Origin of the sequence: Streptomyces paromomycinus (assembly GCF_003865155.1) — a bacterium.
Classification (GTDB): domain Bacteria; phylum Actinomycetota; class Actinomycetes; order Streptomycetales; family Streptomycetaceae; genus Streptomyces; species Streptomyces chrestomyceticus.
In genome coordinates this window covers 5,714,370-5,740,898 of the sequence record NZ_BHZD01000001.1, presented here as the reverse complement: position 1 = coordinate 5,740,898, position 26,529 = coordinate 5,714,370, and the positions used below count along the sequence as shown (strand labels likewise).

At 71.4% G+C, this 26,529-nt stretch carries 22 protein-coding genes and 1 tRNA gene; 10 read left to right on the top strand and 13 right to left on the bottom strand.

Annotated features, from left to right (window positions below; translation table 11 throughout):
- Entirely contained in the window at positions 1-1,551 is a 1,551-nt protein-coding gene (locus OEIGOIKO_RS24560; protein ID WP_246177519.1) for an ABC transporter substrate-binding protein, read from the bottom strand.
- A 530-nt stretch (positions 1,552-2,081) separates the two neighbouring features.
- Between OEIGOIKO_RS24560 and OEIGOIKO_RS24555 the strand changes: the two genes are divergently transcribed.
- Together OEIGOIKO_RS24555 and OEIGOIKO_RS24550 are read left to right on the top strand one after the other, a co-directional pair.
- Positions 2,082-3,194: a LacI family DNA-binding transcriptional regulator gene (locus OEIGOIKO_RS24555; RefSeq protein ID WP_125055830.1), complete on the top strand. Its 1,113-nt coding sequence runs from the start codon at positions 2,082-2,084 to the stop codon at positions 3,192-3,194.
- A gap of 120 nt (positions 3,195-3,314) precedes the next feature.
- Positions 3,315-3,848 (top strand): M23 family metallopeptidase, encoded by a 534-nt coding sequence (locus OEIGOIKO_RS24550; protein WP_125055829.1) that lies wholly within the window; start codon positions 3,315-3,317, stop codon positions 3,846-3,848.
- 940 nt (positions 3,849-4,788) lie between these two features.
- On the opposite strand, the gene OEIGOIKO_RS42160 is transcribed toward OEIGOIKO_RS24550, so the two are convergent.
- The 9 genes from OEIGOIKO_RS42160 to galU form a co-directional block, all read right to left on the bottom strand.
- A complete protein-coding gene (locus OEIGOIKO_RS42160; RefSeq protein WP_174857210.1) occupies positions 4,789-5,601 on the bottom strand; it encodes a hypothetical protein in 813 nt (270 codons plus the stop codon).
- Between the two features lie 147 nt (positions 5,602-5,748).
- Positions 5,749-6,180 (bottom strand): DUF3995 domain-containing protein, encoded by a 432-nt coding sequence (locus OEIGOIKO_RS24540; protein ID WP_125055828.1) that lies wholly within the window; start codon positions 6,178-6,180, stop codon positions 5,749-5,751.
- Positions 6,181-7,464: 1,284 nt separating this feature from the next.
- Positions 7,465-7,537 (bottom strand) — tRNA-Ala (locus tag OEIGOIKO_RS24530).
- Between the two features lie 75 nt (positions 7,538-7,612).
- On the bottom strand, positions 7,613-8,785 hold the full coding sequence (sepX, locus tag OEIGOIKO_RS24525) for a divisome protein SepX/GlpR (protein WP_125055826.1): 1,173 nt from the start codon (positions 8,783-8,785) through the stop codon (positions 7,613-7,615).
- A gap of 151 nt (positions 8,786-8,936) precedes the next feature.
- Positions 8,937-9,560: a GNAT family N-acetyltransferase gene (locus OEIGOIKO_RS24520; protein WP_125055825.1), complete on the bottom strand. Its 624-nt coding sequence runs from the start codon at positions 9,558-9,560 to the stop codon at positions 8,937-8,939.
- Positions 9,557-10,168, bottom strand: coding sequence for a MogA/MoaB family molybdenum cofactor biosynthesis protein (locus OEIGOIKO_RS24515; protein WP_246177518.1), 612 nt, complete (start codon positions 10,166-10,168; stop codon positions 9,557-9,559). Before OEIGOIKO_RS24515 ends, OEIGOIKO_RS24520 begins: the two co-directional genes overlap by 4 nt.
- The gene (gene moaC, locus OEIGOIKO_RS24510; protein WP_125055824.1) at positions 10,165-10,647 is read right to left on the bottom strand and encodes a cyclic pyranopterin monophosphate synthase MoaC; all 483 of its coding nucleotides are present in this window, start codon (positions 10,645-10,647) and stop codon (positions 10,165-10,167) included. The genes OEIGOIKO_RS24515 and moaC overlap by 4 nt, the downstream gene beginning before the upstream one ends.
- 205 nt (positions 10,648-10,852) lie before the next feature.
- Positions 10,853-12,169 carry a molybdotransferase-like divisome protein Glp gene (gene glp / locus OEIGOIKO_RS24505; protein WP_125055823.1) on the bottom strand — a complete coding sequence of 439 codons (1,317 nt, stop codon included), beginning with the start codon at positions 12,167-12,169 and terminating at the stop codon, positions 10,853-10,855.
- Between the two features lie 4 nt (positions 12,170-12,173).
- Entirely contained in the window at positions 12,174-13,076 is a 903-nt protein-coding gene (galU, locus tag OEIGOIKO_RS24500) for a UTP--glucose-1-phosphate uridylyltransferase GalU (RefSeq protein ID WP_125055822.1), read from the bottom strand.
- Between the two features lie 80 nt (positions 13,077-13,156).
- On the opposite strand from galU, the gene OEIGOIKO_RS24495 reads away from it, so the two are divergent.
- The gene (locus OEIGOIKO_RS24495; protein WP_125058913.1) at positions 13,157-13,789 is read left to right on the top strand and encodes a 5-formyltetrahydrofolate cyclo-ligase; all 633 of its coding nucleotides are present in this window, start codon (positions 13,157-13,159) and stop codon (positions 13,787-13,789) included.
- Between the two features lie 133 nt (positions 13,790-13,922).
- On the opposite strand, the gene OEIGOIKO_RS24490 is transcribed toward OEIGOIKO_RS24495, so the two are convergent.
- Positions 13,923-16,832: a penicillin acylase family protein gene (locus tag OEIGOIKO_RS24490; protein WP_174857209.1), complete on the bottom strand. Its 2,910-nt coding sequence runs from the start codon at positions 16,830-16,832 to the stop codon at positions 13,923-13,925.
- Positions 16,833-17,106: 274 nt separating this feature from the next.
- On the opposite strand from OEIGOIKO_RS24490, the gene OEIGOIKO_RS24485 reads away from it, so the two are divergent.
- From OEIGOIKO_RS24485 to mscL, 5 genes are all read left to right on the top strand, one after another.
- Complete coding sequence (locus tag OEIGOIKO_RS24485) at positions 17,107-18,825, top strand: potassium/proton antiporter (RefSeq protein WP_246177517.1); 1,719 nt, start codon at positions 17,107-17,109, stop codon at positions 18,823-18,825.
- A 529-nt stretch (positions 18,826-19,354) separates the two neighbouring features.
- Entirely contained in the window at positions 19,355-20,578 is a 1,224-nt protein-coding gene (locus OEIGOIKO_RS24480) for an MFS transporter (protein WP_359872819.1), read from the top strand.
- Between the two features lie 69 nt (positions 20,579-20,647).
- On the top strand, positions 20,648-21,007 hold the full coding sequence (locus tag OEIGOIKO_RS24475; RefSeq protein ID WP_125055820.1) for an FmdB family zinc ribbon protein: 360 nt from the start codon (positions 20,648-20,650) through the stop codon (positions 21,005-21,007).
- Positions 21,008-21,286: 279 nt separating this feature from the next.
- On the top strand, positions 21,287-22,120 hold the full coding sequence (locus OEIGOIKO_RS24470) for an S-methyl-5'-thioadenosine phosphorylase (RefSeq protein WP_125055819.1): 834 nt from the start codon (positions 21,287-21,289) through the stop codon (positions 22,118-22,120).
- Positions 22,121-22,893: 773 nt separating this feature from the next.
- A complete protein-coding gene (gene mscL / locus OEIGOIKO_RS24465; protein WP_125055818.1) occupies positions 22,894-23,412 on the top strand; it encodes a large conductance mechanosensitive channel protein MscL in 519 nt (172 codons plus the stop codon).
- Positions 23,413-23,461: 49 nt separating this feature from the next.
- On the opposite strand, the gene OEIGOIKO_RS24460 is transcribed toward mscL, so the two are convergent.
- Positions 23,462-23,740 carry a hypothetical protein gene (locus tag OEIGOIKO_RS24460; protein WP_125055817.1) on the bottom strand — a complete coding sequence of 93 codons (279 nt, stop codon included), beginning with the start codon at positions 23,738-23,740 and terminating at the stop codon, positions 23,462-23,464.
- 131 nt (positions 23,741-23,871) lie between these two features.
- On the opposite strand from OEIGOIKO_RS24460, the gene OEIGOIKO_RS24455 reads away from it, so the two are divergent.
- Together OEIGOIKO_RS24455 and OEIGOIKO_RS24450 are read left to right on the top strand one after the other, a co-directional pair.
- A complete protein-coding gene (locus OEIGOIKO_RS24455; RefSeq protein ID WP_125055816.1) occupies positions 23,872-25,089 on the top strand; it encodes a helix-turn-helix domain-containing protein in 1,218 nt (405 codons plus the stop codon).
- A 182-nt stretch (positions 25,090-25,271) separates the two neighbouring features.
- Positions 25,272-25,688, top strand: a complete 417-nt coding sequence (locus OEIGOIKO_RS24450) for a recombinase family protein (RefSeq protein WP_174857208.1) — start codon at positions 25,272-25,274, stop codon at positions 25,686-25,688.
- Between the two features lie 84 nt (positions 25,689-25,772).
- Here OEIGOIKO_RS24450 and OEIGOIKO_RS24445 read toward each other — a convergent pair whose 3' ends face one another.
- Entirely contained in the window at positions 25,773-26,288 is a 516-nt protein-coding gene (locus OEIGOIKO_RS24445; RefSeq protein ID WP_246177516.1) for an AMP-binding protein, read from the bottom strand.
- Positions 26,289-26,529: the final 241 nt, after the last annotated feature.

Genomic DNA, 26,529 nt, shown 5'->3' with positions numbered 1-26,529 from the left:
CTACCGCTTCTGCTTCTGCTGCTGGTGCTTCTGCTGCTGTTCGAGGATCTTGTTGGCCGCTTCCTGCGCGTTCTTGACCGCCGCCGCAGGTTCCTCCGCCCCCTTGATCCCCTTCTGCATCTCCCGCACCACCGCGTCACCGACCTGGGTGGTCCACTCCACGGGTGTGTTCGCGTCCAGCTGGGCCGCCTTCAGCTCCTCGGCCCCGATGGCGCGCGCCATGGTCTCGGGGTCCTTGCCGTCGCCCCGGTCGGCGAAGTACGGATCGGCGAGGCCCTTGGCGTTCGACGGGTAGATGGTCACCTGCTTCGAGAACGCCACCTGGTTCGGCCCGTTGGTCACCCATTTCGCGAACTCCGCCGCCGCGTCCGGATGCTCGGTGTCCTTCCGTACGCCCAGCGACTGCGTGTAGATGCCGATGTGCTTCAGCGTCCCGGTGACGGCCGGCGCCACCTGCGTGTTCGCGTACGCCGACGGCGAGTTGCGCTTGACGTCCTTGAGGATCCCCGGCGACCCGGGCCCGAACACCAGCTTCCCCGCCCCGTAGAGCTGCGCGAGATCGTCGGCCTTGGTCAGCGACTCCTTCGGCATCGCCCCCATCGCGTACAGCTTCTTCATCCGCCGCACCCACTCGACGGCCTTGGGCGTGTCGAAGACGAACGCGCTCTTCTCCTTGTTCAGGATCGGCACGCCCATCTTCTGCCAGTCGCCGGGCAGCCGCCCCTTCGGGTCCGCCATGAACGCGCTGTACCGGCCGTCCGCCGCCTTCGCGATCCGCTCCGCCTGGTCGAAGAACTGCTCCACCGTGACGGGTGGCTTGTTCACGTCGAGCCCGGCCTTGGCGAAGAGTTCCTTGTTGTACGTGAGGATCTCGGGCGTCACGTACCAGGGATACGCGTACACGCCGTCCGCCTCGCGCGTGCCCTCGCGCGTGCCCTCGCGCTTTCCCTCGCCCGGCAGCTTGTACTGCTCCCAGGCCCCCGGTACGTACTCCTGCGCGATCTTCGGGTCCAGCCGGGCGACGTCCGCGAGCATCCCCCGGTCGCCGAGCAGCTGGAAGGAGTCGGTGTTCAGGTTGACCACGTCCGGCAGCCCGCCGGCCTGCGCATCGGCGACGAGTTTCTCGTTGTAGCCGTCGCCCGGCACGTCTTCCCAGATCACCTTCACGTCCGGGTACTTCTTCTGGAACGCGTCGATGACGCCTTGCACGTACGTCGTGAAGGTCGGCTTCAACTGAAGCGTGCGAAAGGTGATCTCACCGGACACCTTGCCCGTCCGCTTCGGCTGCCCCTCGGCGGCCGAAGATCCCTCGGCCCCGCCGACACCGCAGGCGGCCGTGGCCGACATCAGTGCGGCCGCGAGGGCGGTGGCGAGCACCAGCCGGGAACGGACGGACCGAACTCCACTCACGTTGTGCACGCTTCTCGCGTTGTGCTCGTTGTTCACGTCGTGCTCGTTGTTCACGTCGCGCGCTTTGTTCACGTCGCGCGCTTTGTTCACGCCGCGCTCGTTGCCTGCGCTGTGTACGGGAGCCAAGTGCCTGCGCGTCATGGTCACTCCTGCGTCGGGGAAACGCTTCTGCCCGGGAGGCACGTCCCCGTGAGGGAGCGCTCCCGCGTCGGGGAACCGCGAGGAAACAGCGAAGAGCCACGCACGGACCGGCACAGAACCGGCCGCGCCGCCGAATGGCGATGCCAACGTTGTCGTCCGTTCCCCCTCCCGTCAACGCACAGCCCCCAACTCCGCCCGCCATCACTCCCCTCACCCCCGCCCCAAACCCTCCCCGCCCCCCCACCTCTACCCTCCTCGCCCCCACCCCCATCTGCACTAATGCGCTAAAGCTCCCACTCACCGAACCCGCCATCTCAATTCCGTAACAACGCCTGCCAGTTCATACACCCCACCCCACCTCCCGCCACCTTCAACCACATCCCGTACAACGATTGACTTCCTTCACCCACACCGTGATCCTGAACCACCTAATGCGCTTTAGCCCGACGACCTAATGCGGTTTAGCGGCACGCGCCGTCCAGGCCGCCGCACCACGCAGACCGGGCCGACCGGAGGAGCTGACGGACGACATGACCACCGGCCCCCCGACCGCGGACGACGCCCCCCGCATCCCCACGGCTCCCCCGCGCCGCCGCCCGACCATGAAGGACATCGCCGAACGCGCCGGCGTCTCCCCCTCGGCCGTCTCCTTCGCCCTCAACGACCGCGACGGCGTCTCACCCGCCACCCGCGCCCGCATCCGCGAGGTCGCCGAGGAACTGGGCTGGCAGCCCAACAGCGCCGCCCGCGCCCTGTCCGGCGAACGCTCCGGCTGCGTCGGACTCGTCCTCGCCCGCCCCGCCCGCACCCTCGGCGTCGAGTCCTTCTTCCTCCAGCTGGTCTCCGGCATCCAGGAAGCCCTCGCCGCCCGGCGCGTCGCCCTCCTCTTCCAGGTCGTCGAAGACCTGGACGCCGAGTGCGCGACCTACCGGCGCTGGTGGGCCGAACGCCGCGTGGACGGCGTCCTCGTCGTCGACCCCCGCACCGAGGACCCCCGCCCGTCCCTCCTCACCTCCCTGGCCCTGCCCACTGTCGTCATCGGGGACAGGCGGGCGGGGACGGGGGCGGAGGCCGGGCCGCCGCTGCCGTACACGGCCCCTCTCTCCACCATCTGGGCCGACGACGCCGCCGCGATGCGCCAGATCATCGACCACCTCCACGCACTCGGCCACCGCCGCATCGTGCACATCGCCGGCCTGCCCGGCCTCGCCCACACCGACCGCCGGGTCGCCGCCCTACGAGCTGAGGCCACCCGCCTCGGCCTGGACGCCGCCGACGTCCGCTCCGTCTGCACGGACTACTCCGACGACCAGGGCGCCGAAGCCACCCGCCGCCTGCTGGCGACCGCCCATCCGCCCACCGCGATCGTCTACGACAACGACGTGATGGCCGTGGCCGGCGCCGCCGTGGCCGCCGGACTCGGCGTCCCCGTACCCGACGCCCTGTCCATCGTCGCCTGGGACGACTCACCCCTGTGCCGCGTGACCCACCCGCGCCTGACCTCACTCGTACGCGACACCGCGGGATTCGGCCGCCTGGCCGCCCAGGAACTGCTGTCCCTCCTCGACGGCGCTCCCACCCGCCGCCTCCAGGCCGAGCTCCCCCACCTCGAACTCCGCGAAAGCACCACCCGCGCGCCCTGATTCCCCGTCCACCCGGACTCACCCCTGTTACCACCCGGTACGGGGAACCTCTGCGCCGTTCGGGCGCCCACCGGGCGTTTCCAGATGCATCCGCCCGGCGTAGGGCGTGTCCTCACAACTATGAACTGGCTCCGCAGACGACTCCTGCTGCGCGGCGTGGTCCCCGCGGCCCTCGGCACCGTCCTCAGCCTGACCGCGACCGAGGCGGTCCCGGCCGTACCGGCGGGCACATGGACCCGCCCGATCGCCGTCAACGCCCGCGTCAGCTCGCCCTACGGCGTCAAGGGAAACTGGGCCGCCGGCCACCACACCGGCGTGGACTTCGCCGTACGCACCGGCACCCCGGTCTCCTCGGTCGGATCCGGCACCGTCGTCCTGGCCAAACGCTCGGGCGACTACGGCCTGGCCGTCACCATCCACATGACCGACGGCTACTACACCCTCTTCGGCCACCTCTCCCGCATCACCGCCCGCGTCGGCCAGCGCGTACGGGCCGGCACCCGCATCGGCTACAGCGGCGCCACCGGCCGCACCACCGGCCCCCACCTCCACTTCGAGGTCCGCCGTACCCGCAAGTACGGCTCCGACATCAACCCCCTCACCTACCTGGCCCGCCGCGGCATCCGCATCACGCACCGTGCCCTCCCCTATTAACCCCCACCCCAACCGACCACGCCCGCACCCCCGCCCCAACAGCCACGCCCTTCCCTCTCCCCCCGGCCCCCGCCCCCGCCCCGCCTCCCGCTCCCCACCGCACCACCACGAACACGACCACGACCACCGTCAACCCACAACCACGACCACGACCACGACCACCATCAACCCACAACCACGACCACCATCAACCCACCCCCGCCCCGACGCCCAGCCCAACAACAGCCCACTCACCCACGCCAAACCCCACGCTCACCCCGACACCAACCCCACGCTCACCCCGACGGCAGCCCGCTCACCACCCCCCGACCCGACAGCAGTCCGCTCACCCATACCCCGCCCAACGGCATCCCGCTCACCCACCCCCAGCCCGACGACCTTCCGCTCACCGGAGCCCAGCCGGACCGCGGTCCGCACACCGAACGGCGCACCGAACAGACCCCCGCATCACGGCACCCCACAGAGCGATCACCGGCACGCGCGGAGCCGGGCCATGAGAACCATGAGCGCGTCGACCTCGTGGCGCCGGACCGCCGCGGTGCCGGGGCGTCAGAGCGTCGGAGCGTCGGAGGACCAGCCAGTAGCTCTCCCCCCTCCCCACGCATCCGCCGAGCATGGTCAGCCCCAAGGGTCAGCCGATCGCCGACCAGGCGGAGGCGACGGCAGGCAGCCTCGCGGGCCCCACTGCCCCAGGGCCGGTGCGAGCCCGAACCAGCCCACAGCGCTGGTGGCGCAGTGGACGGTCACCGACACCACCGGTGCCACCCGCGTACGGGCCCGCCCCTCCAGGAAGTGGCCGCCACCAGCGCGAACATCCCAATCAACGGCACCGCACAGCTCCAACCAGCCGCCTCCCCGCCCTTCTCCCCGGACCTTCCGGACGTTTCCCGATCCCCTGTCCCAGCCTCCTCCCGCCCCTTTCCTCCCGCTACTCCCCCGCCTAGCCCTGCCCCTCCCCCCTCTCCCGGTCCCTCTCCGGCAACCCCTCGACCTCCGCCCGGTCGTACCGGCCGAGCCGCCCCGGGGCCAGACCGTTCCGCTCCGCCGCCACCTCGAAGCGGCCGGCCGACCACCCCAACAGCGCCGCCGCCTCCTTGGCCGTCACACTCCGTTCCATCCACCGCTGCCGCTCATCCACCACCGCCGCGACCAACTCGCCGTCCAGCCCGTCGAGGCTCTCCAGGCTGAACATGGGATACCCCCGGAACTCCCCCACCGGCCGAAGATGCCCCTGCCCCGCCAGCATCCGCACGTCCTCCCGCTCCACCTCCAGCTCCGTACGCCCGGCCAGGTGCTTCGCCGCGTCGATCGACCCCAGCCCGGGGTGGTCGCCCAGCTCTTCCCTGATCTCCGCCACCCGCTCCCGCAAGCCGTCCACGACCTCCCGCGACCATCGCTTGCCGTCCACGTCCGGCGGCGGGAGCAATCCCCGCTGCTCGGCCCGGCCGACCTGCCACCGCTGGAGGTCCAGCTCACTCGCCAGCTGGTGCGGCCCGAACGCGTCCCCCTTGGCCGGCTGGCGGCGTCCGGTCTTCCCGGCGCCCTGCGCTTCCCCGTAGTTCTCGTCCCCCACCACGGACAGGATCTCCTCGACCCGGTCCGGCAGCGTCTTGGCCAACCCCACCGACCATCGTTCGTCCCCCACGTCCGGGGGCGGAATCAGCCCCCGGGTCTCGGCACGCCGCACGTGCCGCGGCTCGATCCCCAGCCACTCGGCCAGCTGATGCGGCCCGAACGCCCGTTCCTTGGCCATGTGTCCTCCCGTCGCTACCGCCATCGGATACCCGATCACGTACCCATGACGAAGCCCACCGGCCCCGCAAAGAACAACTTTAGGGCCCAGGACCGACAAGCAACTGGGCCTGTGGATAACCCTCGTTCGACCGCGCCCCCGGAAGGATCAGCGCCTGCTCGCGGCCACCGCTACGATCCCGCCCAGGACGCCGAGCGCCACACACAACGGCGAGTACAGAAGGCTGTTCAGCCGCTGGAACTCGACGGCGGCTCCGGAGTTCATGAAGTACCCGCCAAGGCCACGGGCGAGCAGGACCGCGGCCAGACCGTACATGCCCACCAGCCGCAGCCAGTCCGGGCCGATCGCCGGGACGGACTCATTGACCATGAGCGTGAGCACGGCGCCACCGATCAGCGCCAACCCCACCAGAATCGTGCTCGGCGCCGACGGCATCACACCGTCGTCACTGCCACCGATCGTCTTGGTGAACGTCACCGTGTCCTTCATCGGCCAGGTCGAGAAAGCCCAGACGAAATGCAGCACCCCAACTGCCGCCAGAACAACCGCCAACCCCACCGGAACCACCGTGCGAACCATGTACAACGCCTCCCCCTAGCTGCATACGGAACAGATCCAGTATGACAACTGGCCGCCGCGACAGCGCAGTTAGGGCCCGTTGACACGCCAACCGACATCAACCGTCGAGTCGTGATCCGTGATCCGTGATCCGCCGCAGTGACACCCGCCCAACCCATGACGACCTCGGAAGCGTCACCCTCATTAGCGGCGGTGATCACTTCGAGCCAGAGGCCGACCGTTACAGGTGCTCTTACGCTGGGAGTTCGTCGAAGCCGCCGCCATACGTATCGATCAGCTCCTTGCAACCGTCGGGCAGCCGGGCCCCGAGGCGGCCTTCCCCAGCTCCCCGACGCGTCCCTGCCCTCCGCCTCGAACGGGACGGTCTAGTCAAGCGCACCGCCTGCGCCGAAACCGGAACCACCGCCACAACTCGATGGCCCCTCTGGCGCCTGCGTAGTCGCTTCCGGAGTGAGAACGCTGAACGCATCATTCATGCCTCCAGCTCCATAGGTGGCCATGAAGGCGGTGTAGTCGGAAGGGAATCCGACTCCCCAAGCTCTTCGCAGCGCATCCCAGTCCACCTGCTCATCCGCACCGTCATGGGCCGGCATGACGGACAGAAGTGCGGCGAGAGGTTTCCTCAGGCGGCATGCCCCCTCCAGGATTGTGCTTGTTTACGGCAACATATCCGGCGTCACCGACATCAGGTCTTCTGGGGCGTGGCGGTGAGGCAGGTCAGCTTCAGCTTCTGCCGCCACTTGCGACAGCCGGCGAACGGCTGGTCCACCTGACAATCACGCGCGAGACCCGGCGTTCCCTCACGAGCGAGGATCACGCCGCTCCGCGGTGCCGGGTTACGCGGGCCGGACGCGCGACCACAAGGCCCGGGACAAGGCCCCGACCCTGGCAGAGATAGGTACGGATCAGAGGATGCCGACCGCGGCCGCTCACCGAGACTCCGGCAGAGATCCCGGATTCCAGGAGGGGGCCGCTTCTCGCCCTGATGGAGAGCTCCGGAGCCCTTGGCCTGATCACCCACGGATGATCCAGACGAACACCTGGGGGCTGGCATCACGAGCCGCGAGCCGCGAGCCGTCGCGCCTCCAGACGGCCGGAAGCGTCGCGTCCAGGCGCACCACCCCCAGGCCATCCCTTCACCCCTGTCCATGGTCGGACGAGCACCGGGACGGGCGATCGGACACCAGCTCACCCCTGCCGCAAAAACGCAAAGATCCCGCTCCGCCTTCCGGCGGAACGGGATCTTCTGACGATTCCTGAGAGCTTCTCAAGAACCATCGTCGGTGGACCTGAGGGGATTCGAACCCCTGACCCCCTCGTTGCGAACGAGGTGCGCTACCAGCTGCGCCACAGGCCCTTGCGACGAGTGAAACTCTAGCATCCTTGTCGGGGTGCTCAAAAATCGCTTCCCGTGCTGGTCAGCTGCGGGGGGTCACTCGTTCGCCGCGCGGGGGCGGTCCTCGTCGGCGTACTGGTCGAACAAGGGGGTGCGGCCCCGGGTGCGGCGGCCGGGGGTGGTGCGGCGCTGCGGGGTGGCGGACGGGGCGGGCTGGGGGGTTTCGGTGGCCGGGCCGGAGCGGGCGGAGCTCCAGGCGTCGTCGGCGTCGAGGTCGACGTGGCTGGTGGCGCGTGGGGCGACCGGGGCCGTGACGTACGTCGGGAGCGGGACCGGGACGGGGTCCCAGCCGCCGGGCTCGGTGCGCTCGCGTTCGCGCTGCTGGTCCACCCACTCCGCGTGGTCGGTCTCCTCCACCAGGGCGCGGCGGCCGGCCGTCGACGCCGGCTCGGGGCGGGGGGCGGGCGCGGCGGCGTGCGCCGGGGCGGGGGGCGTGGCGGCGGCGTCCTCAGCGGGGGCTTCGTCGGCGGGGGGCTGCTGGGACGCCTGGGGAGGGCGTGGCCTGCCCTCCCGTAGCCGTTGGGCGGCCGCCTCCGCCTGGCGCTGGTCCATGGTGAAGGTGAAGCGGCGCCGCTCCTGGGCGCGGAGGTAGACGATGTACGCGCTGAGGAGTATGGCGGGGATGGCCGGCGCCCAGAGGAAGGCCAGGCCGCCGACGGCCGCGATGATCGTGCCGACGGTGAAGGCGAGGAAGAGGACGGTGGTGGTGCGCCGACGGCGGGCCAGTACCTTGGCGCGCTTCATGCGGTCGGCGGTGGAGGCCCGGTTGAAGCCGGGTTTCTTGCCGGGGTGGGGGGCGGGTCCGGAGGCGGCGGCACCTGCGGAGGCAGGCCGGCCGCCGGGGGACGCGCCACCAGGGGATGCGCTGCCGGGCGACGCGCCGCCGGCCGCGGGTGCCGCGTGGCGTTGAGCGGCGGGCGGGGCTTCGTCCGCGGGCGCGTCGAACTCCCGGACGTCGGCCTCCTCGGCCGCGGCGTCCGGCTCACGCGCTTCGCCCGCATCGTCGGTGGACCGGCCGCCCTGCCCCTCCAGCCCCTTGGCGTAACGGCGCTCCATGGCCGCCCGCCCGGACAGGAGCCGGATGGCGGTACTGAAGCGCTCCGTCGGCCGGGCTTCATTGAGCTCGTCCTGCCTGCGGAGCCACATCGGCACCAAGTAGGCGGCCCAGGCCCCGACGATGACTGCGTAGATGAGGCCGCTGCTGCTCACGTCTCACACGGTAGAGGGGTTTGCAGGGGGCCATCCGCCAATTGAGCCGGTGTGTCGCACGATCTGGCTGATATCTCGAACTTTTTTTGTGATTGTTGAGATCAGCCGTACGCGGTTGTGGTCAATTGGTGAAAGTATTCGAACACATATTTTATTTGTGGGGTGTGCTGGGCTTCTCCCGGTGCCAGCGGCTCAACAGCCCCTCGGGCACCTCCTCCGCCGTCAGCGCGAATACGAGGTGGTCGCGCCAGGCCCCGTCGATGTGCAGATAGCGCGGCCGCAGCCCCTCCTCGCGAAAGCCGAGTTTCTCCACGACCCGGCGGCTGGGCAGGTTCTCCGGCCGAATACAGACCTCGATGCGGTGCAGGCCCACCGAGCGGAAGCAGTGGTCGACGGCGAGCGCCACCGCCGTCGGTATGACGCCGCGGCCCGCCACCGCCTCGTCGACCCAGTAGCCGACGTGGCCCGAACACATCGAGCCCCAGGTGATCCCGGCCACCGTCAGCTGCCCGGCCAGCCGCCCCCGGTGCTCGACGACGAACGGCAGCATCCGGCCCGCGTGCGCCTCGGCGCGCAGGTGGCGGACCATCTGACGGTACGTGGGCCGGTGCGGCGCGGGGATGCCCGGCGGGGGCGGCGGGATGGTCGCCTCCCACGGGCGCAGCCAGTCGCGGTTACGGCGGTTGACGTCGCGCCAGGCCCGTTGGTCGCGCAGCTTTATCGGGCGGAGGGCGGTCTCACCGTCCGCCAGTACGACGGGCCAGGGGGCGTTCAGTGTGCGCTCCCCGTGGAGGTGGGGGTGGCGTCCGGGGGCGTCGGCGGCGGTGTTGGTGCCGACGCCGGTGTCGGCCCGTGGTCACCGCCCCGTAGCTGGTCCGCCGCGTGCGGGAGGAGGTCGGCGAGGACCGCCAGGCCGTCGCGGACACCGCCGGTGGAGCCGGGCAGGTTGACGATCAGCGTACGGCCCGCGACCCCGGCCAGGCCCCGGGAGAGCGCGGCGGTGGGCACCTTCGCGCGGCCCGCGGCACGGATCGCCTCCGGGATGCCGGGGACCTCGTAGTCGATGACGCGGCGGGTGACGTCGGGGGTGCGGTCGGTGGGCGAGATGCCCGTACCGCCGGTGGTCAGGACGACGTCGTAACCGGCGGTGACGGCGGCGCGCAGGGCGGCCTCGACGGGCTCGCCGTCCGGGACCACCTGCGGCCCGTCGACCGCGAAGCCCAGCGCGGCCAGGCCCTCGGCGAGCAGCGGCCCGCCCTTGTCCGGGTACACCCCGGCCGCCGCGCGGTTGGACGCGGTGACGACGAGGGCCCGGGGCAGGGCCTCGGGCGGCTGCGCGGCGGGGGTGGTCTGCTGGGACGAGGGGTGCGCGTCCGGCGTCATGACCGGCTCCAGTGGCCCGACTTGCCGCCCGTCTTCTCCTCGACCCGTACGTCGGTGACGACCGCTCCCTTGTCGACGGCCTTGACCATGTCCACGACGGTGAGGGCGGCGACCGAGACGGCCGTCAGGGCCTCCATCTCCACGCCCGTGCGGTCGGTGGTGCGGACCGTGGCCAGGATCTCCACGGCGTCGTCGGCCACCCGGAGGTCGATCTCCACCCCGGAGAGCGCGAGCGGGTGGCAGAGCGGGATCAGGTCGGGGGTGCGCTTGGCGCCCATGATGCCCGCGATACGGGCGGTGGCGAGCGCGTCGCCCTTCGGGACGCCCTCGCCGCGCAGCAGCTCGACGACGCGCGGCGCGACCAGGACGCGGCCGCTGGCACGGGCGGTGCGCGCGGTGACGTCCTTCTGGGACACGTCGACCATGCGGGCCGCGCCCGACGCGTCGAGGTGGGTGAGGTCTTGCTGGCCGCTGCTCATCGTTCTCCCGGTCCGGACCGTGCCGCCTGTGCGACGACACCGTACCCGCAGGCGTCGGCCGTCACCCGGCTGCCCGGGGCGGACGACGGCACGCGTGTTCGGTGCGGACGGTTCCGAGGGGTCCGAGGGGGTCCGTACGTACGGCTCCCACGGCGCCGTACGGACACCGCCCGCCGCACCCCCCGCCCCTGACACCTCACCCAGCTCACCCCAGCAGCACGACCTCCACCTCCGCCCCCGCCGCGACCTCGGTCGTCTCCTCCGGGATCACGATCAGCGCGTTGGCCTGGGCCAGCGCCTTGATCAGGTGGGACCCGGCGCCGCCCACGGGCGTGACGGTGGCGGTGTCGGCGTCGTACCGGCCGCGCAGGAACTGCCGCCGGCCCCGCGGGGACGAGTCGACGGGCGCGCCGCAGGTGGCCCGGGAGGTGTGGCGGTGCACGTCGGGCAGGCCCATGAGCGTACGGATGGCGGGCCGGACGAACAGTTCGAAGGAGACGTACGAGCTGACCGGGTTGCCGGGCAGGGCCAGCAGCGGGGTGCGGTCCGGGCCGATGAGGCCGAAGCCCTGCGGCTTGCCGGGCTGCATGGCCAGCCGGCGGAACTCGACGGTGCCTTCCTCGGCGGAGAGGTCGGCAAGGGTCTCCTTGACCACGTCGTACGCGCCGACGCTGACGCCGCCGCTGGTCACCAGGATGTCGGCCCGGATGAGCTGGTCCTCCAGGGTGGCGCGCAGCGTCTCGGCGTCGTCGGCGACGGCGCCGACGCGGTAGGCGATGGCGCCGGCCGCGCGGGCGGCGGCGGTGAGCTGGAAGCTGTTGGAGTCGTGGATCTGGCCGGGGGCCAACTCTTCACCGGGCTGGACCAGTTCGCTGCCGGTGGACAGGACCACGACCCGGGGGCGCGGCCGGACCCGGACCGAGGCGCGTCCGATGGCGGCGAGCAGGCCGGTCTGGGCGGGGCCGATGACGGTGCCGGCCGGCAGGGCCAGTTCGCCGGCCGGGACGTCGCTGCCCCGGGCGCGTACGTGCCGGCGCTCGTCGACCGGGCGGTAGACCCGGACCTCACCGCCGGCGGCCTCGGGCGCCGCGCTGTGCGCACGCATCGCCTCGGCGGGTCCGCCGCCCGTTCCGCCGTCGGTCCACTCCACGGGCACGACGGCTTCCGCGCCCGGCGGAAGGGGCGCGCCGGTCATGATGCGGGCGGCTTCGCCGGGACCGACGGCGGGCAGCTCGGCACTGCCCGCCGCGACGTCGCCGACCACGGTCAGGGCGGCGGGGAAGTCGTCGGTGGCGCCCGCCACATCGGCGACCCGGACCGCGTACCCGTCCATGGAGCTGTTGTCGAAGGGCGGCAGGGCGGCGGGCACGGTGACGTCCTCCACCAGCACGCAGCCCTGCGCGTCCAGGAGGTGGAGGTCGATCGGTTCCAGCGGGTGGATCTTGGACAGTACGTCGTCGAGGTGGTCGGCCACCGACCAGACGCGTTCCTGGTGGGTGGGCCGGCCGGTGGTGGCGCTCACGGTCTCACATCTCCTCGCTGACGAAGCTGCGCAGCCAGGTCCGGAACTCCGGGCCCAGGTCCTCACGTTCGCACGCCAGTCTGACAATGGCGCGGAGGTAGTCGCCGCGGTCGCCGGTGTCATAGCGACGCCCCTTGAAGACCACACCGTGTACGGGGCCGCCGAGGTCCGGGTCGGCGGCGAGCGCCTGGAGGGCGTCGGTCAGCTGGATCTCGCCGCCGCGGCCCGGCGGGGTCCGCCGCAGTACCTCGAAGACGGCCGGGTCGAGGACGTACCGGCCGATGATGGCGAGATTGCTGGGGGCGTCGGCCGGATCCGGCTTCTCGACCAGGTCGGAGACGAGCACCACGTCGTCGTCGCCGTCCGGGGCGGCGGCCGCGCACCCGTAGAGGCCGATCTGCGCCGGGTCGACCTCCATGAGGGCGATGACGGAGCCGCCGTGCTGCTCCCGCACCTCGATCATGCGCTGGAGCAGCGGGTCGCGCGGGTCGATCAGGTCGTCGCCGAGCATGACCGCGAAGGGCTGGTCGCCGACGTGCGGGGCGGCGCACAGGACGGCGTGGCCGAGGCCCTTGGGGTCGCCCTGGCGGACGTAGTGCATGGTGGCCAGGTCGCTGGACTCCTGGACACGGGCGAGGCGCGACTCGTCCCCTTTGCGGTCCAGCGCCTCTTCGAGCTCGTAATTGCGGTCGAAATGGTCTTCGAGGGGGCGCTTGTTGCGGCCGGTGACCATCAGGACGTCGCTGAGTCCGGCGGTGGCGGCCTCTTCCACGACGTACTGGATGGCGGGTTTGTCGACGACCGGCAGCATCTCCTTGGGCGTGGCCTTGGTCGCCGGGAGGAAGCGGGTCCCGAGACCGGCTGCCGGAATGACAGCCTTGGTGATCCGAGTACGCGATGGAGTCATGCGGATCACGATAACCGGCACTTTGCACCGGAAGGCGGGGTCCGGTGAACGGGTCACAGGAGCGGGAGCGACGGCGCATCATGAGCGGTTACGACGGTGGGAAACGCGGGTTGCGGCGCGATCTCCTGGACATGAGGGCCCAGTTGCCGGCCGGTGAAATCCGGGCGGCGGAGGCGGTGCTGGCGCGCCGCGCGCTGGCCCTGCCGGAGCTGGCCGGGGCGGGCACGGTCGCCGCGTACGTGTCGGTGGGGCGCGAGCCGTCCACGCACGCCCTGTTGGACCAGTTGCACGCCGCCGGGGTGCGGGTGCTGCTGCCCGTACTGCTGCCGGACAACGACTTGGACTGGGCCCCGTACGACGGCGCCGAGAGCCTCGTACGGGCCGCGCGGGGTCTTCGGGAGCCCGCCGGGCCCCGGCTGGGCCCGCAGTCCGTCACCGAGGCGGACGCGATGCTGCTGCCGGGACTGGCGGTGGACCGGCGCGGCATGCGGCTCGGGCGCGGCGGTGGGTCGTACGACCGGGTGCTGGAGCGGCTGGAGCAGGCGGGCGTCCGGCCGGCGAAGGTGGTGCTGCTGTACGACGCGGAGGTGCTGGCGGAGGTGCCGGCCGAGGAGCACGACCGGCCGGTGGACGTGGCGGTGACGCCGGGGGGTGTGCACCGGTTCGCGGTGCCGTCGCCCCCGTCGTCGCCCCCAACCTCGCCCGCCGCGTAGGCGCCCCTTACAGGAGACCGCACAGAGGACCGCACATAACGGCGCACAAAAGGCCGCCATAAAAAAACCGGGCGGACTCGAAAAAATTCGAGCCCGCCCGGTCTACGAGGTCAGCGCCCCGTCACGGCATCCGTCACGGCGACAGCGTCAGCGTGTCCTTGGCCGCGGCCTTGACGGCCTTCTGGGAGTAGGCCCAAGGGAGCAGTTCGCCCTTGGCCCACTTGTCCGTCTGGTCGTAGTAGTGCGCGCTGTACGCGTGCCCGGAGGCGCCCGTCAGGTTGATCCACCGCGACTTGTCCAAGTCGGCCAGGTTGACGACCATCCGCATCGACGGGACCCAGGTGACCCCGTAGCCGCCGGCCGCGTTCCAGCCGGTGGCGTTGACGGCCGCCTCGCCGCCGCCCACGTTCCAGGGGCCGCGGTTGAACAGGCCCTGGAGGAGGCCCGGGCCGCTGGTGCCCAGGGTCTGGTTCTTGAGGAACATCTGGTGCAGGCGTCCCCAGCTCCAGTTGTCGACGTTCTTGCCCAGCTTGCTGGTCAGCTCGTAGCGGGCGTCCCGCATGGCGTGCTTGAGGAGCTGGTCGCGGTTGGCGTCCAGGACCCGGCCGGGCCGGGACTCCGTCTTCCACCAGTCGTTCTTCGGGTCGTCGACGATGTTCCGGACGACCTCGTACCAGCGGTCGCCGCCGTCGGGCTGCGCCTGGTCGGGGGCGCGCTGGCCGCACTCGCGCACCAGCTTGTCCTGATCGTCGGCCGGGCCGGTGTCGTCGGCCGGGCGGACGTTGAGGCACTGCCCTTCGACCCGCAGCTCCTTGGGCATCTTGTTGCCGAAGGCCAGCTTGAGGGTGTTGCGCCAGACCGCGTTGAAGTAGGCGGCGGCGGCCGAGTCGGGCTCCTGGGTGTAGTCCCAGCCCTCCAGCAGCTTCTGCGCCTCGCGGACGTACGCGTCGTCCACGTCGATCTTCAGCAGGTAGGGCGTCAGCAGCTTGGCGATCTCGCTGCTGTTGTCCATCTGCATGGTCTGCATGTCGTCCGTGGAGACCTTGCCGCCGTCCTTGATCTTCGACTGGATCAGGTCGTTGATCCGCTGGCTGCGGGCGCCGTAGCCCCAGTCCTTGGTCAGCAGGTACGGGTACTTGTCCGGGTCGACGACCGCCTGGTTGGCGGTGACGATGTAGCCGCGCGCCGGGTTGTACTCGTTGGGCAGCGCCTTCTGGGGCACGTAGCCGGTCCAGCGGGCCTTGGGGTCCCAGCCCGGGGAGGGCAGCGTGCCGTCGTACCCCTTGCCGCGGACCGGGATCCGGCCGGGCGCCTGGTAGCCGATGTTGCCCTTGGCGTCGGCGTAGATCAGGTTCTGCGAGGGCACCTCGAAGTGCGAGGCGGCCTTGCGGAAGTCCGTCCAGTTCTTGGCGCGGTTCAGTTCGAAGACCGCGTCCATCGACTTGCCGGGGTCCAGGGCGGTCCAGCGCAGCGAGACGCCGTAGCCGTCGCCGCGGTCGGGTGCCGCGTTGCCGACCGGGGCGTGCTTGCCGACCTTGCTCATCTCGTCGTCGCGGTCGGAGATCAGCGGGCCGTTGTCCGTCGTGCGGACGGTGATCTCGCGGTCCGCGCCGCCGGCGACCTTGATGGTCTCCTTGCGGGTCTTGTACGGCTTGACCGTGTTGTTCGCCAGGTAGCCGTTGGCGCTGATCTTCTCCAGGTACAGGTCGGTGACGTCGGCGCCCAGGTTGGTCATGCCCCAGGAGATGTCCTGGTTGTGGCCGATGACCACGCCGGGCATCCCGGAGAAGGTGTAGCCCGAGACGTCGTAGTTGCACTTGGCGCTGGTGGTGCGGCAGTGCAGGCCCATCTGGTACCAGAGGGACGGCATCTGGGGGGCCAGGTGCGGGTCGTTGGCGAGCAGCGGCTTGCCGGTGGTGGTGTGGGCGCCGGAGACGACCCAGGAGTTCGAGCCGATGCCGTTGCCGTTGGGGCCGAGCAGGGCCGGGATCTTCTCCAGGGACTTGGAGACCGAGGAGAGCTGGGTCTGCACGCCCTGGGTGGCGGCGGAGGCGGAATTGGTTCCCGTTCCGGTGCCCGTACCTGTTCCGGTGCCCGTACCGGAACCGGTACCGGTGCCCGTGCCGTTGCCGGCTCCCTGGCCCGTACGCGTACCGGCGCCGTTCCCCGGGCCGGAGCCCGTACCGGCACCGGAGCCCGTACCCGTGCCGGTTCCCGACCCCGAGTTGTTCTGCAGGCCGCCGCTCGGCGTCGCCTTGGCGTCGAAGTCCTTGGTGACCGGGTCGACCGCGCCGCCGTCGACGATCGGGCGGTTCCGCTTGGCCGGGTACTTCGGGTAGAGCTGGTCGATCTGCGTCGGGCTGAAGCGGCTGGTCAGCAGGGCGCGGTCGATCTCGTCCTGCATGTTGCCGCGCAGGTCCCAGGCCATCGCCTTGAGCCAGGCCACCGAGTCGACCGGGGTCCACTTCTGGGGCTTGTAGTCGTTCTGGAAGCCGAGCGCCGCGTACTCCAGGGAGAGCGCCGAGCCCTCGTGGTCCTTGAGGTAGGCGTTGACGCCGTCCGAGTACGCCTGGAGGTTCTTCTTCGTCTCCGGGGAGAGCTTGGTGTCGTACTCCCGCTGCGCGACGTCGTGCCAGCCGAGCGTGCGCAGGAAGGCGTCGGTGTCGACCTGGCTCTGGCCGAACATCTCGGAGAGGCGGCCGGCCGTCATGTGACGGCGTACGTCCATCTCCCAGAAGCGGTCCTGGGCCTGGACGAAGCCCTGGGCGCGGAAGAGGTCCTCGTCGGTGTCGGCGTAGATCTGCGGAATGCCGTTGCCGTCGCGGGAGACGTCGACGGGCGCGGTCAGGCCGGCCAGTTTCAGGGAACCGGTGGTCTGCGGGTACGAGGCGCGGACGGTACTGACGCCCCAGTACGCGCCGTAGCCGATGCCCGCCACGAGCAGAAGCACGACCGTGGTCGCGACGAGGCGGCCGCGCCGCCCCTTCTTCTTCGGCTTCTTCGCAGCCTTGTCAGGGGCGGGGGCGGACTTGTTGGCGGGCATCTCTGTCCTTCGAGGGGCAGGGTGGGGGTGCTGGAGCAACCATAGGCGCACGGGTCCGCCGAGCCCTACGCGGTGTAGCCGGCGGCACCTTCAAGGTTCAAGCAATGGTAAATTGTTAGTCTCAGTAACTAGATACGGTAAGGAAAGCCCGCCCGTTCCACAGCCCTGTGCCCGTTCCCGTGCCTGACCGGCCCGCCACGAGGAAGGACCAGTCCTGACTGTCGACCGCCTCAACGAACTCCTGCTGATCTGCGCCCTCGTCCTGCTCGTCGCGGTGGCAGCGGTACGCGTCTCCTCCCGCAGCGGGTTGCCCAGCCTGCTCATCTATCTGGGGATAGGCATCGCCATGGGGCAGGACGGATTCGGCGGTGTCGTCTTCGACAACGCCGAGCTGACCCAGATACTGGGCTACACCGCCCTGGTCGTGATCCTGGCCGAGGGCGGCCTCGGCACGAAGTGGAAAGAGATCAAACCCGCGCTGCCCAGAGCCGCGGTGCTGTCCACGTTCGGTGTCGCGGTGAGCGTGGGGGTCACCGCGGCCGGCGCCCACTACCTCGTCGGCCTGGACTGGCGCCAGGCGCTGCTCATCGGCGCGGTGGTCTCCTCGACGGACGCGGCGGCGGTCTTCTCCGTCCTGCGCAACGTGCCGCTGCCCGCCCGGCTGACCGGCGTCCTGGAGGCCGAGTCCGGCTTCAACGACGCCCCTGTGGTCATCCTCGTCGTCGCGTTCTCCACCGCCGGACCGGTGGAGCACTGGTACACGCTGATCGGCGAGATCGCCCTGGAACTGGCGATCGGCGCGGCCATCGGCCTGGCCGTCGGCTGGCTGGGCGCGTACGGGATGCGGCATGTCGCGCTGCCCGCGTCCGGCCTGTACCCGATCGCCGTGATGGCCATCGCCGTCTCCGCCTACGCGGCCGGCGCGCTGGCGCACGGCTCCGGCTTCCTCGCGGTCTACCTCGCCGCGCTGGTCCTCGGCAACGCGAAACTGCCGCACTCGGCCGCCACCCGCGGCTTCGCCGAAGGTCTCGGCTGGATCGGCCAGATCGGCATGTTCGTGCTGCTCGGCCTGCTGGTCACCCCGCACACGCTGTTCGACGACGCGGTACCGGCGCTGGTCATCGGCCTGATCCTGACGATCGTGGCCCGGCCGACCTCCGTGTTCCTGGGACTGCTGCCCTTCAAGGTGCCCTGGCGCGAGAAGGCACTGCTGTCCTGGGCCGGGCTGCGCGGCGCCGTACCCATCGTGCTGGCCACCATCCCGATGGTGGGCGGTGTGCCCGGCAGCGACCGGGTCTTCAACATCGTCTTCATCCTGGTCGTCGTCTACACGCTGATCCAGGGACCGACGCTGCCCTGGCTGGCCAGGAAACTGCGCCTGGGGGACGACGAGGAGGCCGCCGACCTGGGGATCGAGTCGGCGCCGCTGGAGCGGCTGCGCGGCCATCTGCTGTCCACCACGATCAGCTCGAAGTCGCGGATGCACGGCGTGGAGATCAGCGAACTGCGGCTGCCCCCGGGGGCCGCGGTCACCCTCGTCGTACGGGACGGGACCAGCTTCGTCCCGTCGCCCACGACCGTGCTGCGCCGCGGGGACGACCTGCTGGTCGTGGCCACGGACCCGGTACGGGACGCGGTCGAGAACCGGCTCCAGGCGGTCTCCCAGCACGGCAAGCTGGCCGGCTGGCTGGCGCCGGGCGGGCCGGGCGGACGACGGGCCATCCAGAAGGCGGGGCTGCGGCCGGGCGACCGGGCCGGCGGCCGGGGCGGTGAACGTTCCGGGGAGCGGCCGGGGGAGCATCCTGGTGGCCGGGCCGGGGAGCGGGCCGGTGAACGGTCGCGCGGCCGGGCCGGTGAAGGCTCCGGGGAGCGGCCCGGCGGCCGGTCCGCCGCGCGGCCGGACGAGAAGGCCGGAGGACGGCCGGACGGAGCTGCCGGGGGCCGGCCCGACGGAGCGCCCGGAGGGCGGCCGCCGCACACGCCGGCCCGTTGAGCGACGGCGTCCGGCCGTCGGGCGGGCGACGACCGGCGACAGGCACCCAGCGGGCGGCGGCCGGGCGGCAGGCACCCGCGGGCGGCGGCCGGGCGGCACCTGCGGTCAGCCACCGGCGACCATCCGGGACCAACCGCCGGACATGCCGAAAATCGCCGGGGAAGCCCTGGCCGACGCCAGGGCTTCCCCCGTATCGGCCTGTACTATGACATGGCAATCAAAGGAACCAACTCTGCCTGACGCAGAGCTGGCGCGACCGCTCGGCGGCCGCGGTCCCCTGCCACACGCAGCCACCTCCCCGGTGCGGACCACGCGGTATCACTCGGTCCTGCGCGAGAGGACAGCTCTCGGCGCGCACACCCCGTGACAACCTCGCGGACAGCGCGCTACCAGGCGGTAGAAAGGCTCGGCCGTGGCATCCGCGGTCAAGGACAACGCGGGCAAGGACGTCCAGGACGAGGCCGTCCAGGACACGACCGCCCCCGCACAGCAGGCACCGGCCAAGGAGGCCCGTCCCGGTTACGGGCAGCTGTTGCGCACCCCCGGGGCGTGGGCGTTCCTGCTGCCGGGCTTCCTGGCCCGGCAGCCCTTCGCGATGCTGACGTTCAGCATCCTGCTGCTCGTCCAGCACACCACCGGCTCGTACGGCACCGCCGGTGTCGTCTCGGCGGTCACCGGCGTCTCCATGGCGCTGTTCGCGCCGCAGAGCGGCAAGCTGGCGGACCGGTTCGGCCAGCGCGCGGTGCTCGTACCCGGCGTACTGGTGCACGCGGTGGCGGTCGCCGCGATGATCACTCTGGCGCTGTCGCACGCCCCGCTGTGGGCGCTGCTGGTCATCGCCGTACCGACCGGCGCCTCGACGCCGCAGATCGGCCCCATGGTGCGCTCCCGGTGGGCCGCCAAGCTGACCGGTACGCCCCTGATGCCGACGTCCACCGCCTTCGAGTCGGTGACCGACGAGTTCACCTTCGTCGTCGGCTCGGTGCTGGCGACCGCGCTGTGCACCGGCATCCACCCGGCGGCCGGCCTGGTCGCCGAGGGTGTCCTGACGCTGGGCGGCGGCCTGCTCTTCGCGGCGCAGCGGCGCAGCCAGCCGCCGGTGCACCGGGCCGCGGACAGCTCCGCCAAGCGCGTGTCCGCGCTGTCGGTGCCGGGCCTGCGGGTCCTGATCGCGGGCCTCTTCGGCATCGGCACGGTCTTCGGCGGCATGCAGGTCTCCCTCACGGCCTTCGCCGAGGACATCGGGCAGCCCGGCATCAACGGCCTGCTGTACGGGGTCTTCGCGGCGGGCAACATGCTGGCGGGCATCGTGTGCGGCGCGATCTCCTGGAAGGTCGGCCCCCGGCGCCGCCTGCTGGTCGGGTACGCGCTGCTGACGCTGCTGACCACCCCGCTGTGGGCGGTCAGTGTGGCGCCGCTGATGGGCGCGGTGGGCCTGCTGGTGGGCCTGTGCATCGCCCCGGCGCTGATCACCGGCTACACACTGGTGGACTCGCTGGTCCCGGCCGCCGCCCGTACGGAGGCGTTCACCTGGCTGACCGGCGCGGTCGGTCTCGGCCAGGCCGCGGCGTCGACGGTCGCCGGTCTGCTGGCGGACCACTTCGGTCCGCATGCCGGATTCCTGGTGCCGCTGTGCGGTACGGGCCTGGCGCTGGTGGTGCTGGCGGTGTTCCGGGGGCACCTGGTGCCGCGCGCCGAAACCCTGGTCGTCGGACGTGGGGTGGGTCACCGCTCACCGGCAACAGTGGACTGACGGGCCGGAATACTGCACTATGGAGCGTCGTTAGCACTCATTGAGTGAGAGTGCCAGGAGGAAGTCACAGTGCCGACCTACCAGTATCAGTGCACCGCGTGCGGCGAGGGCCTTGAGGCGGTGCAGAAGTTCACCGACGATGCGCTCACCGAGTGCCCCGCCTGCAACGGACGCCTCAAGAAGGTGTTCTCCGCGGTCGGCATCGTGTTCAAGGGCTCCGGGTTCTACCGGAACGACAGCCGCGGCTCGTCGTCCAGCAGCACGCCCGCGTCGAGCTCGTCCTCGTCGTCCGGCTCCGCGTCGTCCTCGGACTCCGGCTCCTCGTCGTCTTCCTCGTCGTCCTCGGGCAGCGAGTCGAAGTCGTCCGCCGGTTCGTCGAGCTCTTCGGGTGCGGGATCCAGCTCGGCGCCCAAGACGTCGGCTGCCTGAGCCGGCGGCCGTCCGAGCAGGGCTCCGGCCCTGCCCGGCAGCGCTCCTGCGGCGCTCCTGCGGCGCTCCTGCAGCACCCCGGCCGGTCACGTACGTGCCCGTACCGGACATCTCTTCGTGAAAGCCCCGCCGTCACCGACGGCGGGGCTTCGCGCGTTACGGTGTTCCGGGCAGGCTGAGGAATGCCGGGCACGCCTCCCCCGCCCCCTTCTCGGCCGCCTCCTCGGCCCTCTCTTCGGCCCTCTCCTCGAACCCCCTCCCCGCGGCTAATGTGCTCGCATGGCTGACGCGGAGATCGGGGTCATCGGCGGATCCGGCTTCTACTCATTCCTGGACGACGTGACAGAGATCACGGTCGACACCCCCTACGGCGCCCCCAGCGACTCCCTCTTCCTCGGCGAGGTGGCCGGCCGCGCCGTCGCCTTCCTGCCCCGGCACGGCCGCAAGCACCATCTGCCGCCGCACCGCATCAACTACCGCGCCAACCTGTGGGCGCTGCGGTCGGTCGGCGTGCGGCAGGTGCTCGGCCCGTGCGCGGTGGGCGGGCTGCGCCCGGAGTACGGGCCCGGGACGCTGCTCGTACCGGACCAGCTCGTGGACCGTACGAAGGCCAGGACGCAGACGTACTTGGACGGGGTGCCGCTGCCGGACGGCAGCGTGCCGAACGTGGTGCACCTGTCGTTCGCCGACCCGTACTGCCCGGTCGGCCGCGCGACGGTGGCCGCGGCGGCCCGGGGCCGCGCGTGGGAGCCGGTGGAAGGCGGCACGCTCGTGGTCATCGAGGGGCCGCGCTTCTCGACCCGCGCGGAGTCGCGGTGGCACGCGGCGCAGGGCTGGTCGGTGGTCGGCATGACCGGCCACCCGGAAGCGGTGCTGGCTCGCGAGCTGGCTCTCTGTTACACGTCGTTGTCGCTGGTCACGGACCTGGACGCGGGTACGGAGACGGGCGAGGGCGTCTCGCACGAGGAGGTGCTGGAGGTCTTCGGACGGAACGTCGGGCGGTTGCGTGAGGTGCTGTTCGACGCGGTGGGCGCGCTGCCGGCGACGGCGAAGCGGGCCTGCGCGTGCGCGGACGCGCACGCGGGCTGGGACCTGGGAATCCCGCTGCCGTGAGGTGAGGGGCGGAAGGGGTTCGTGAGAGGCGGAGGAAGTTCCTGAGGGGCTGCGGGGGTTCCTGGAGGGTGGAGAGGCCCGCGAGGGGGAGTACTTTCTCCACAACCCACGGGTAGCGATCCTCGGCCCGCGCGCGCCGAGGTCCGTTGTCCACAGGGTCGAGCGGGCTCCGGCGAAGTCCGGCACGGTGGAGCTCGTCCGCACCGATTCCGGCACCGCAGGCGGTGGTTACCGTGCCCCACGACCTCGACCCAGACCTCGACATCGCCCCTCCCCTCCCCCTTCCTCCCCCGTGTGAGGTTGCGCACTTCACTCCCGTACGGGCGCAGGGCGGGCGGCACCGCTTGCGCAGAGCGGTACGGCGCCGTCGGCGCACCATGACGGCGGGGCTGGCGATGACCGCCGCGGCCCTGACCGCCACGGCCCACCAGAGCGGCGAGGGCCGCGCCTCGGGTCCGTCGGGCGCCTGTGCCGCCCCGGCACCAGGGGGCCACCCGGGCTGGGGACAGGCATGACGGCCCGGACCGCGCCCGGCGAAGATCGAGTGGCCTTTGCCCGATATGCGCGCGACACTGGCGAAAGTGGCGGGGTGCGTCCGCCGTGCCGTGGGGAAGGCTCTCCTGCGGCCGGCCGGGACGCGGCGCCGATCCGTACGGACGCTCTGTCCGCTCACCGGTTCAGGTCATGGGATTGGACAGCCTCGCCCTGCCCTGCCGTAGGTTGCGGTGCTGTTCGTTGCACGGTTCGTAGTGAGTGTGGAAAGAGGCTTTCAGTTGAGCGGGAAGACGGGCGTACTCTCGGGGTTCAAGGAATTCCTGATGCGCGGCAACGTGATCGAGCTCGCGGTGGCCGTGGTCGTCGGAGCCGCGTTCACGAACATCGTGAACGCGGTGGTCAAGGGCGTGATCAACCCGATCGTCGGCGCTCTGGGCTCGCAGAACCTCGACCACTACAAGACCTGCCTCACCACCTGCTCCACGAACGCGAAGACCGGCGACTACACGGACGGGATCTACATCCTGTGGGGCTCGGTGCTCAGCGCCGTCCTGACGTTCCTGATCACCGCCGCGGTCGTGTACTTCCTCATGATCCTGCCGATGAACAAGTGGAAGGCCCGCCAGGACGCCAAGAAGCCGGTGGACGACGGCCCGGCGGACCCGACCGAGGTCGAGCTGCTGATGGAGATCCGCGACGCGCTCGTGGCGCAGCGCAACGGCTCGCTGTCCGGTTCCTCCACGGGCTCGCCCGGCCATGGCGGCACCGGCTCGGTCGTCACGCAGAAGACGCAGTAACAGCCGCCGCGACGGACCCCGGTCCCGCGAAGCCGTCCCGGCGCCTCGGTCAGAGGTGGTGGGGCGGCTTTTCGTCGAGGAAGCGCGCGAGGTCGGCAGCGCTGTCCGTACGGCCCGGGCGCTCGCCCCAGCCACGGTCGGTGTCGTCCGACGACCGCCGGCTCAGCGGGTCGTCGAAGATCAGCGCCGCGTGCGCCGCGGACTGCGGGGGCCGCGGGGGCCGCTCGGAGTTCGCGGCGGGTTCGGAGGTCTCCGCGGCCTCCGGCCGCGCCGGACTCTCCTGCGGCTCCGCGTCGGCCTCGGGCCGGGGTTCGGGGGTCTTACTCACTCCTCCAGGGTACGGCCGCCGGAGAAACGCCGGGAGCGGCCCGGGCAGGCGCCGCCTCGGCCTCCCTACGTTTGCGGCCCGCCGGGCTGCCGGGCGTACCGTTGCTGGAACACCTTCCGGCGGGGGGCTTCATGAGTGCCGCGTACGAAGCAGGGATGGGCGACCGGCTGGCTCGGCTCCGGCTGCGCCGTGGCCTGACCCAGGAGCAGCTGGCCGAGGCGGCCCGCCTCTCGGTGGACGTCGTCCGCAAACTGGAGCAGGGCCGCCGCAGAACGGCACGGCTGTCCAGCATCAACGCGCTCGCAGCCGCATTGGACACCGAGCCGTCCCACCTCGTCGGCCAGCCCGGGACCTTCGAGGTCCAGCGGCCCGCGCAGGAGGAGGCCCCGTCGGTCCTGGCCCTGCGCCGCGCTGTGTCGCCGGTGTCGGACCTCCTCGGGGACGAGGATCACGAAGAGCCTCCGACCATCGGCCAGTTGCGCGCCGCCCTCCGTTCTACGGAGGGCATCCGGCGCGAGGGCCGGATGGGCGAGATCGGCATCCTGCTGCCCAGCCTGATCCGCGACGCGCGAACGGCTGCCCACGCCTTCACCGGTGCGGAGGCGGCCGCCGCCAACTCCGTGCTGGCCGTCGCCTACCAGGTCGCCGCCACGACGCTGGCAGCCTTGGGCAAGGAGGACGCGGCATTCACCGCCATGGAGCGTTCCATCGCAGCGGTCCACCTCTCCGACGACCCGCATCTGGAGACCCTCTCGGCATCCACCCTGAGCTGGGTACTCACCAAGCAGGGCCGCCTCGCCGACGCCGAGCGCGTGGCGACGGTCCGTGCGGACGCGATCGAACCGGGCTTCCGTTCGCCGCCCCGGGACATCGCGCTCTGGGGCATCCTGCTGCTGCGTGCCGCCACCGCCACCGTGCGGCAGAAGCGGTATGCCGCGGTCACCGACCTTCTGCGGATGGCCTCGGCGGCCGCCGAGCGGATCGGGGAGGACCAGATCGTCTACGCCATCCCCTTCGGCCCGACCAACGCCGGGGTCGCCAAGGTCAATTTCCTGGTGGAGATGGAGCAGAGCGAGCGCGCCGTGCGCGAAGCTCGCGGTGTGCCCGCCCTCGTCTCCCTCCCGCCCACGTGGCGGGCCCGCTTCCACGTCGACCGGGCCTTGGCGCATCACGACCTCGAAGACGACGTGGCGGCGACCCGTGCCCTGCTCATGGCCGAGCGGGACGCGCCCGAGTGGATGCGCTACCACTCGACGTCCCGACGCCTCGTCACCGAGCTGCGCGAGAGCGCCGGGCGCCGGGACGCACCAGTGCTGAGGCTCGCCGACCGGTTGGGGGTCGGTGGGTAGGACGTCCTGCCCCACCGTTCCGGCACCTGGGCCCGGCCGTCCTGCCGCTGACGCGACATGGGCCGGGGCGTCCCTGGTCCGGGACGGCGCCGATACCTAGCGTGCTCCGCATGACGCGGCGCCCGCACGCTCCCGGACCGGGGCGGAGACGGTGCCGCTCCGTGAACCACCAGGAGCCAGGTATGACCGATGCCGCCACACCCCCGCTCGCCTTCGTCTACGACCGTTGTGCCACGCGGTCGCACGCGATGTTGGAGTTGCGCTTGGCCGGGTGTCGTGCCTACGCCGAGCGGCAGGGGTGGGAGGTTGCCGGGTGGTGGGTGGATTTCGGGGATGCGGCGTTGGGGGGTGAGCGGCCCGAGTTGGGGGCGCTGGTCGGCGCGTTGGGGCGCCAGGTGGTGGTCCGGCGTGCCTTCTGTCTCGTGCACCACTGGAACCGGTTCGCGCACGACGCCGAAGGGCGGCTCGCGCTTCAGCGGCGCGTGGCCGAGGCAGGTGGGTACTCGGCCACGACGTTCGGCGAGAGCGACGAGAGTGATCAGAGCGACGAGCGAGCCGGGTACACGCGGGTGCCGGTGGGGCGGGCGCCCTTGAGGTAGCGGGTCGGGCGGGGCGGCAGCCTCTGGGACAGCGGGACCGGCCGGGTGGCAGCCCTTGGGACAGCGGGGCCGGCCGGGCGGGCGTCAGCGGGTGGCGAGGGCCTCGTGCCACCAGTGGTCGCGGCCTGCCGTCCAGGAGACCGGGCGGCTGGTGCGGTTCACGACCAGGACGGAACGTACCCAGGTGCAGTCGCGGCGCAGGGCGCGGTCCAGTACGGGCTTGACCGGGTGTACCGCGCCGTCCCAGAACGCGGCGTCCGCGGTGATGATCACCGTGGCGCCGCAGTCGCGTGCCGCCTCGGCGAGTTCCGGGACGGTCAGATAGACCGGCAGTGTCGTACGGACGGCTCCGAGCCGGCCGCAGGCGAGGGTGGCGATGACCGACTCCGGTACCAGCGGCAGGTGGACCGCCACCGGGTCGCCGGCCCGTACGCCGAGCCGGGCCAGCGCAGCGGCCGCCCGCTTGGCCTGGCCCATGAGCATGGTGTGGGTCAGCTCCTCGTGACGTCCCGGCTCACCGTGCCAGGTGAGGGCCATCGGGGACGGGGACGCCGGGGGCCCTTGCGTTTCCCGGGTCGTTTCCTCATGCTCGGAGATCACACGGCGCAACATGTGGACCAGCTTGAAGATCAGCGATCAACAACTGCTGAACGTCCGCTGTACGGCATGTCCCGTGCCCCGCAGCCGCCGTGTTCGCGACGCCCTGGAAGGCGTCGCTTCTCGTGCCCCTCGGGCGACGTACCAGTGCGAAACCGTAGGTGCCCGTACGGCACCCCCACGTCTCTGCCCCGTCTCCGGCACACCCAATCCCCCGCCTTTCCCTTCCTCGTCCGTACGTAGC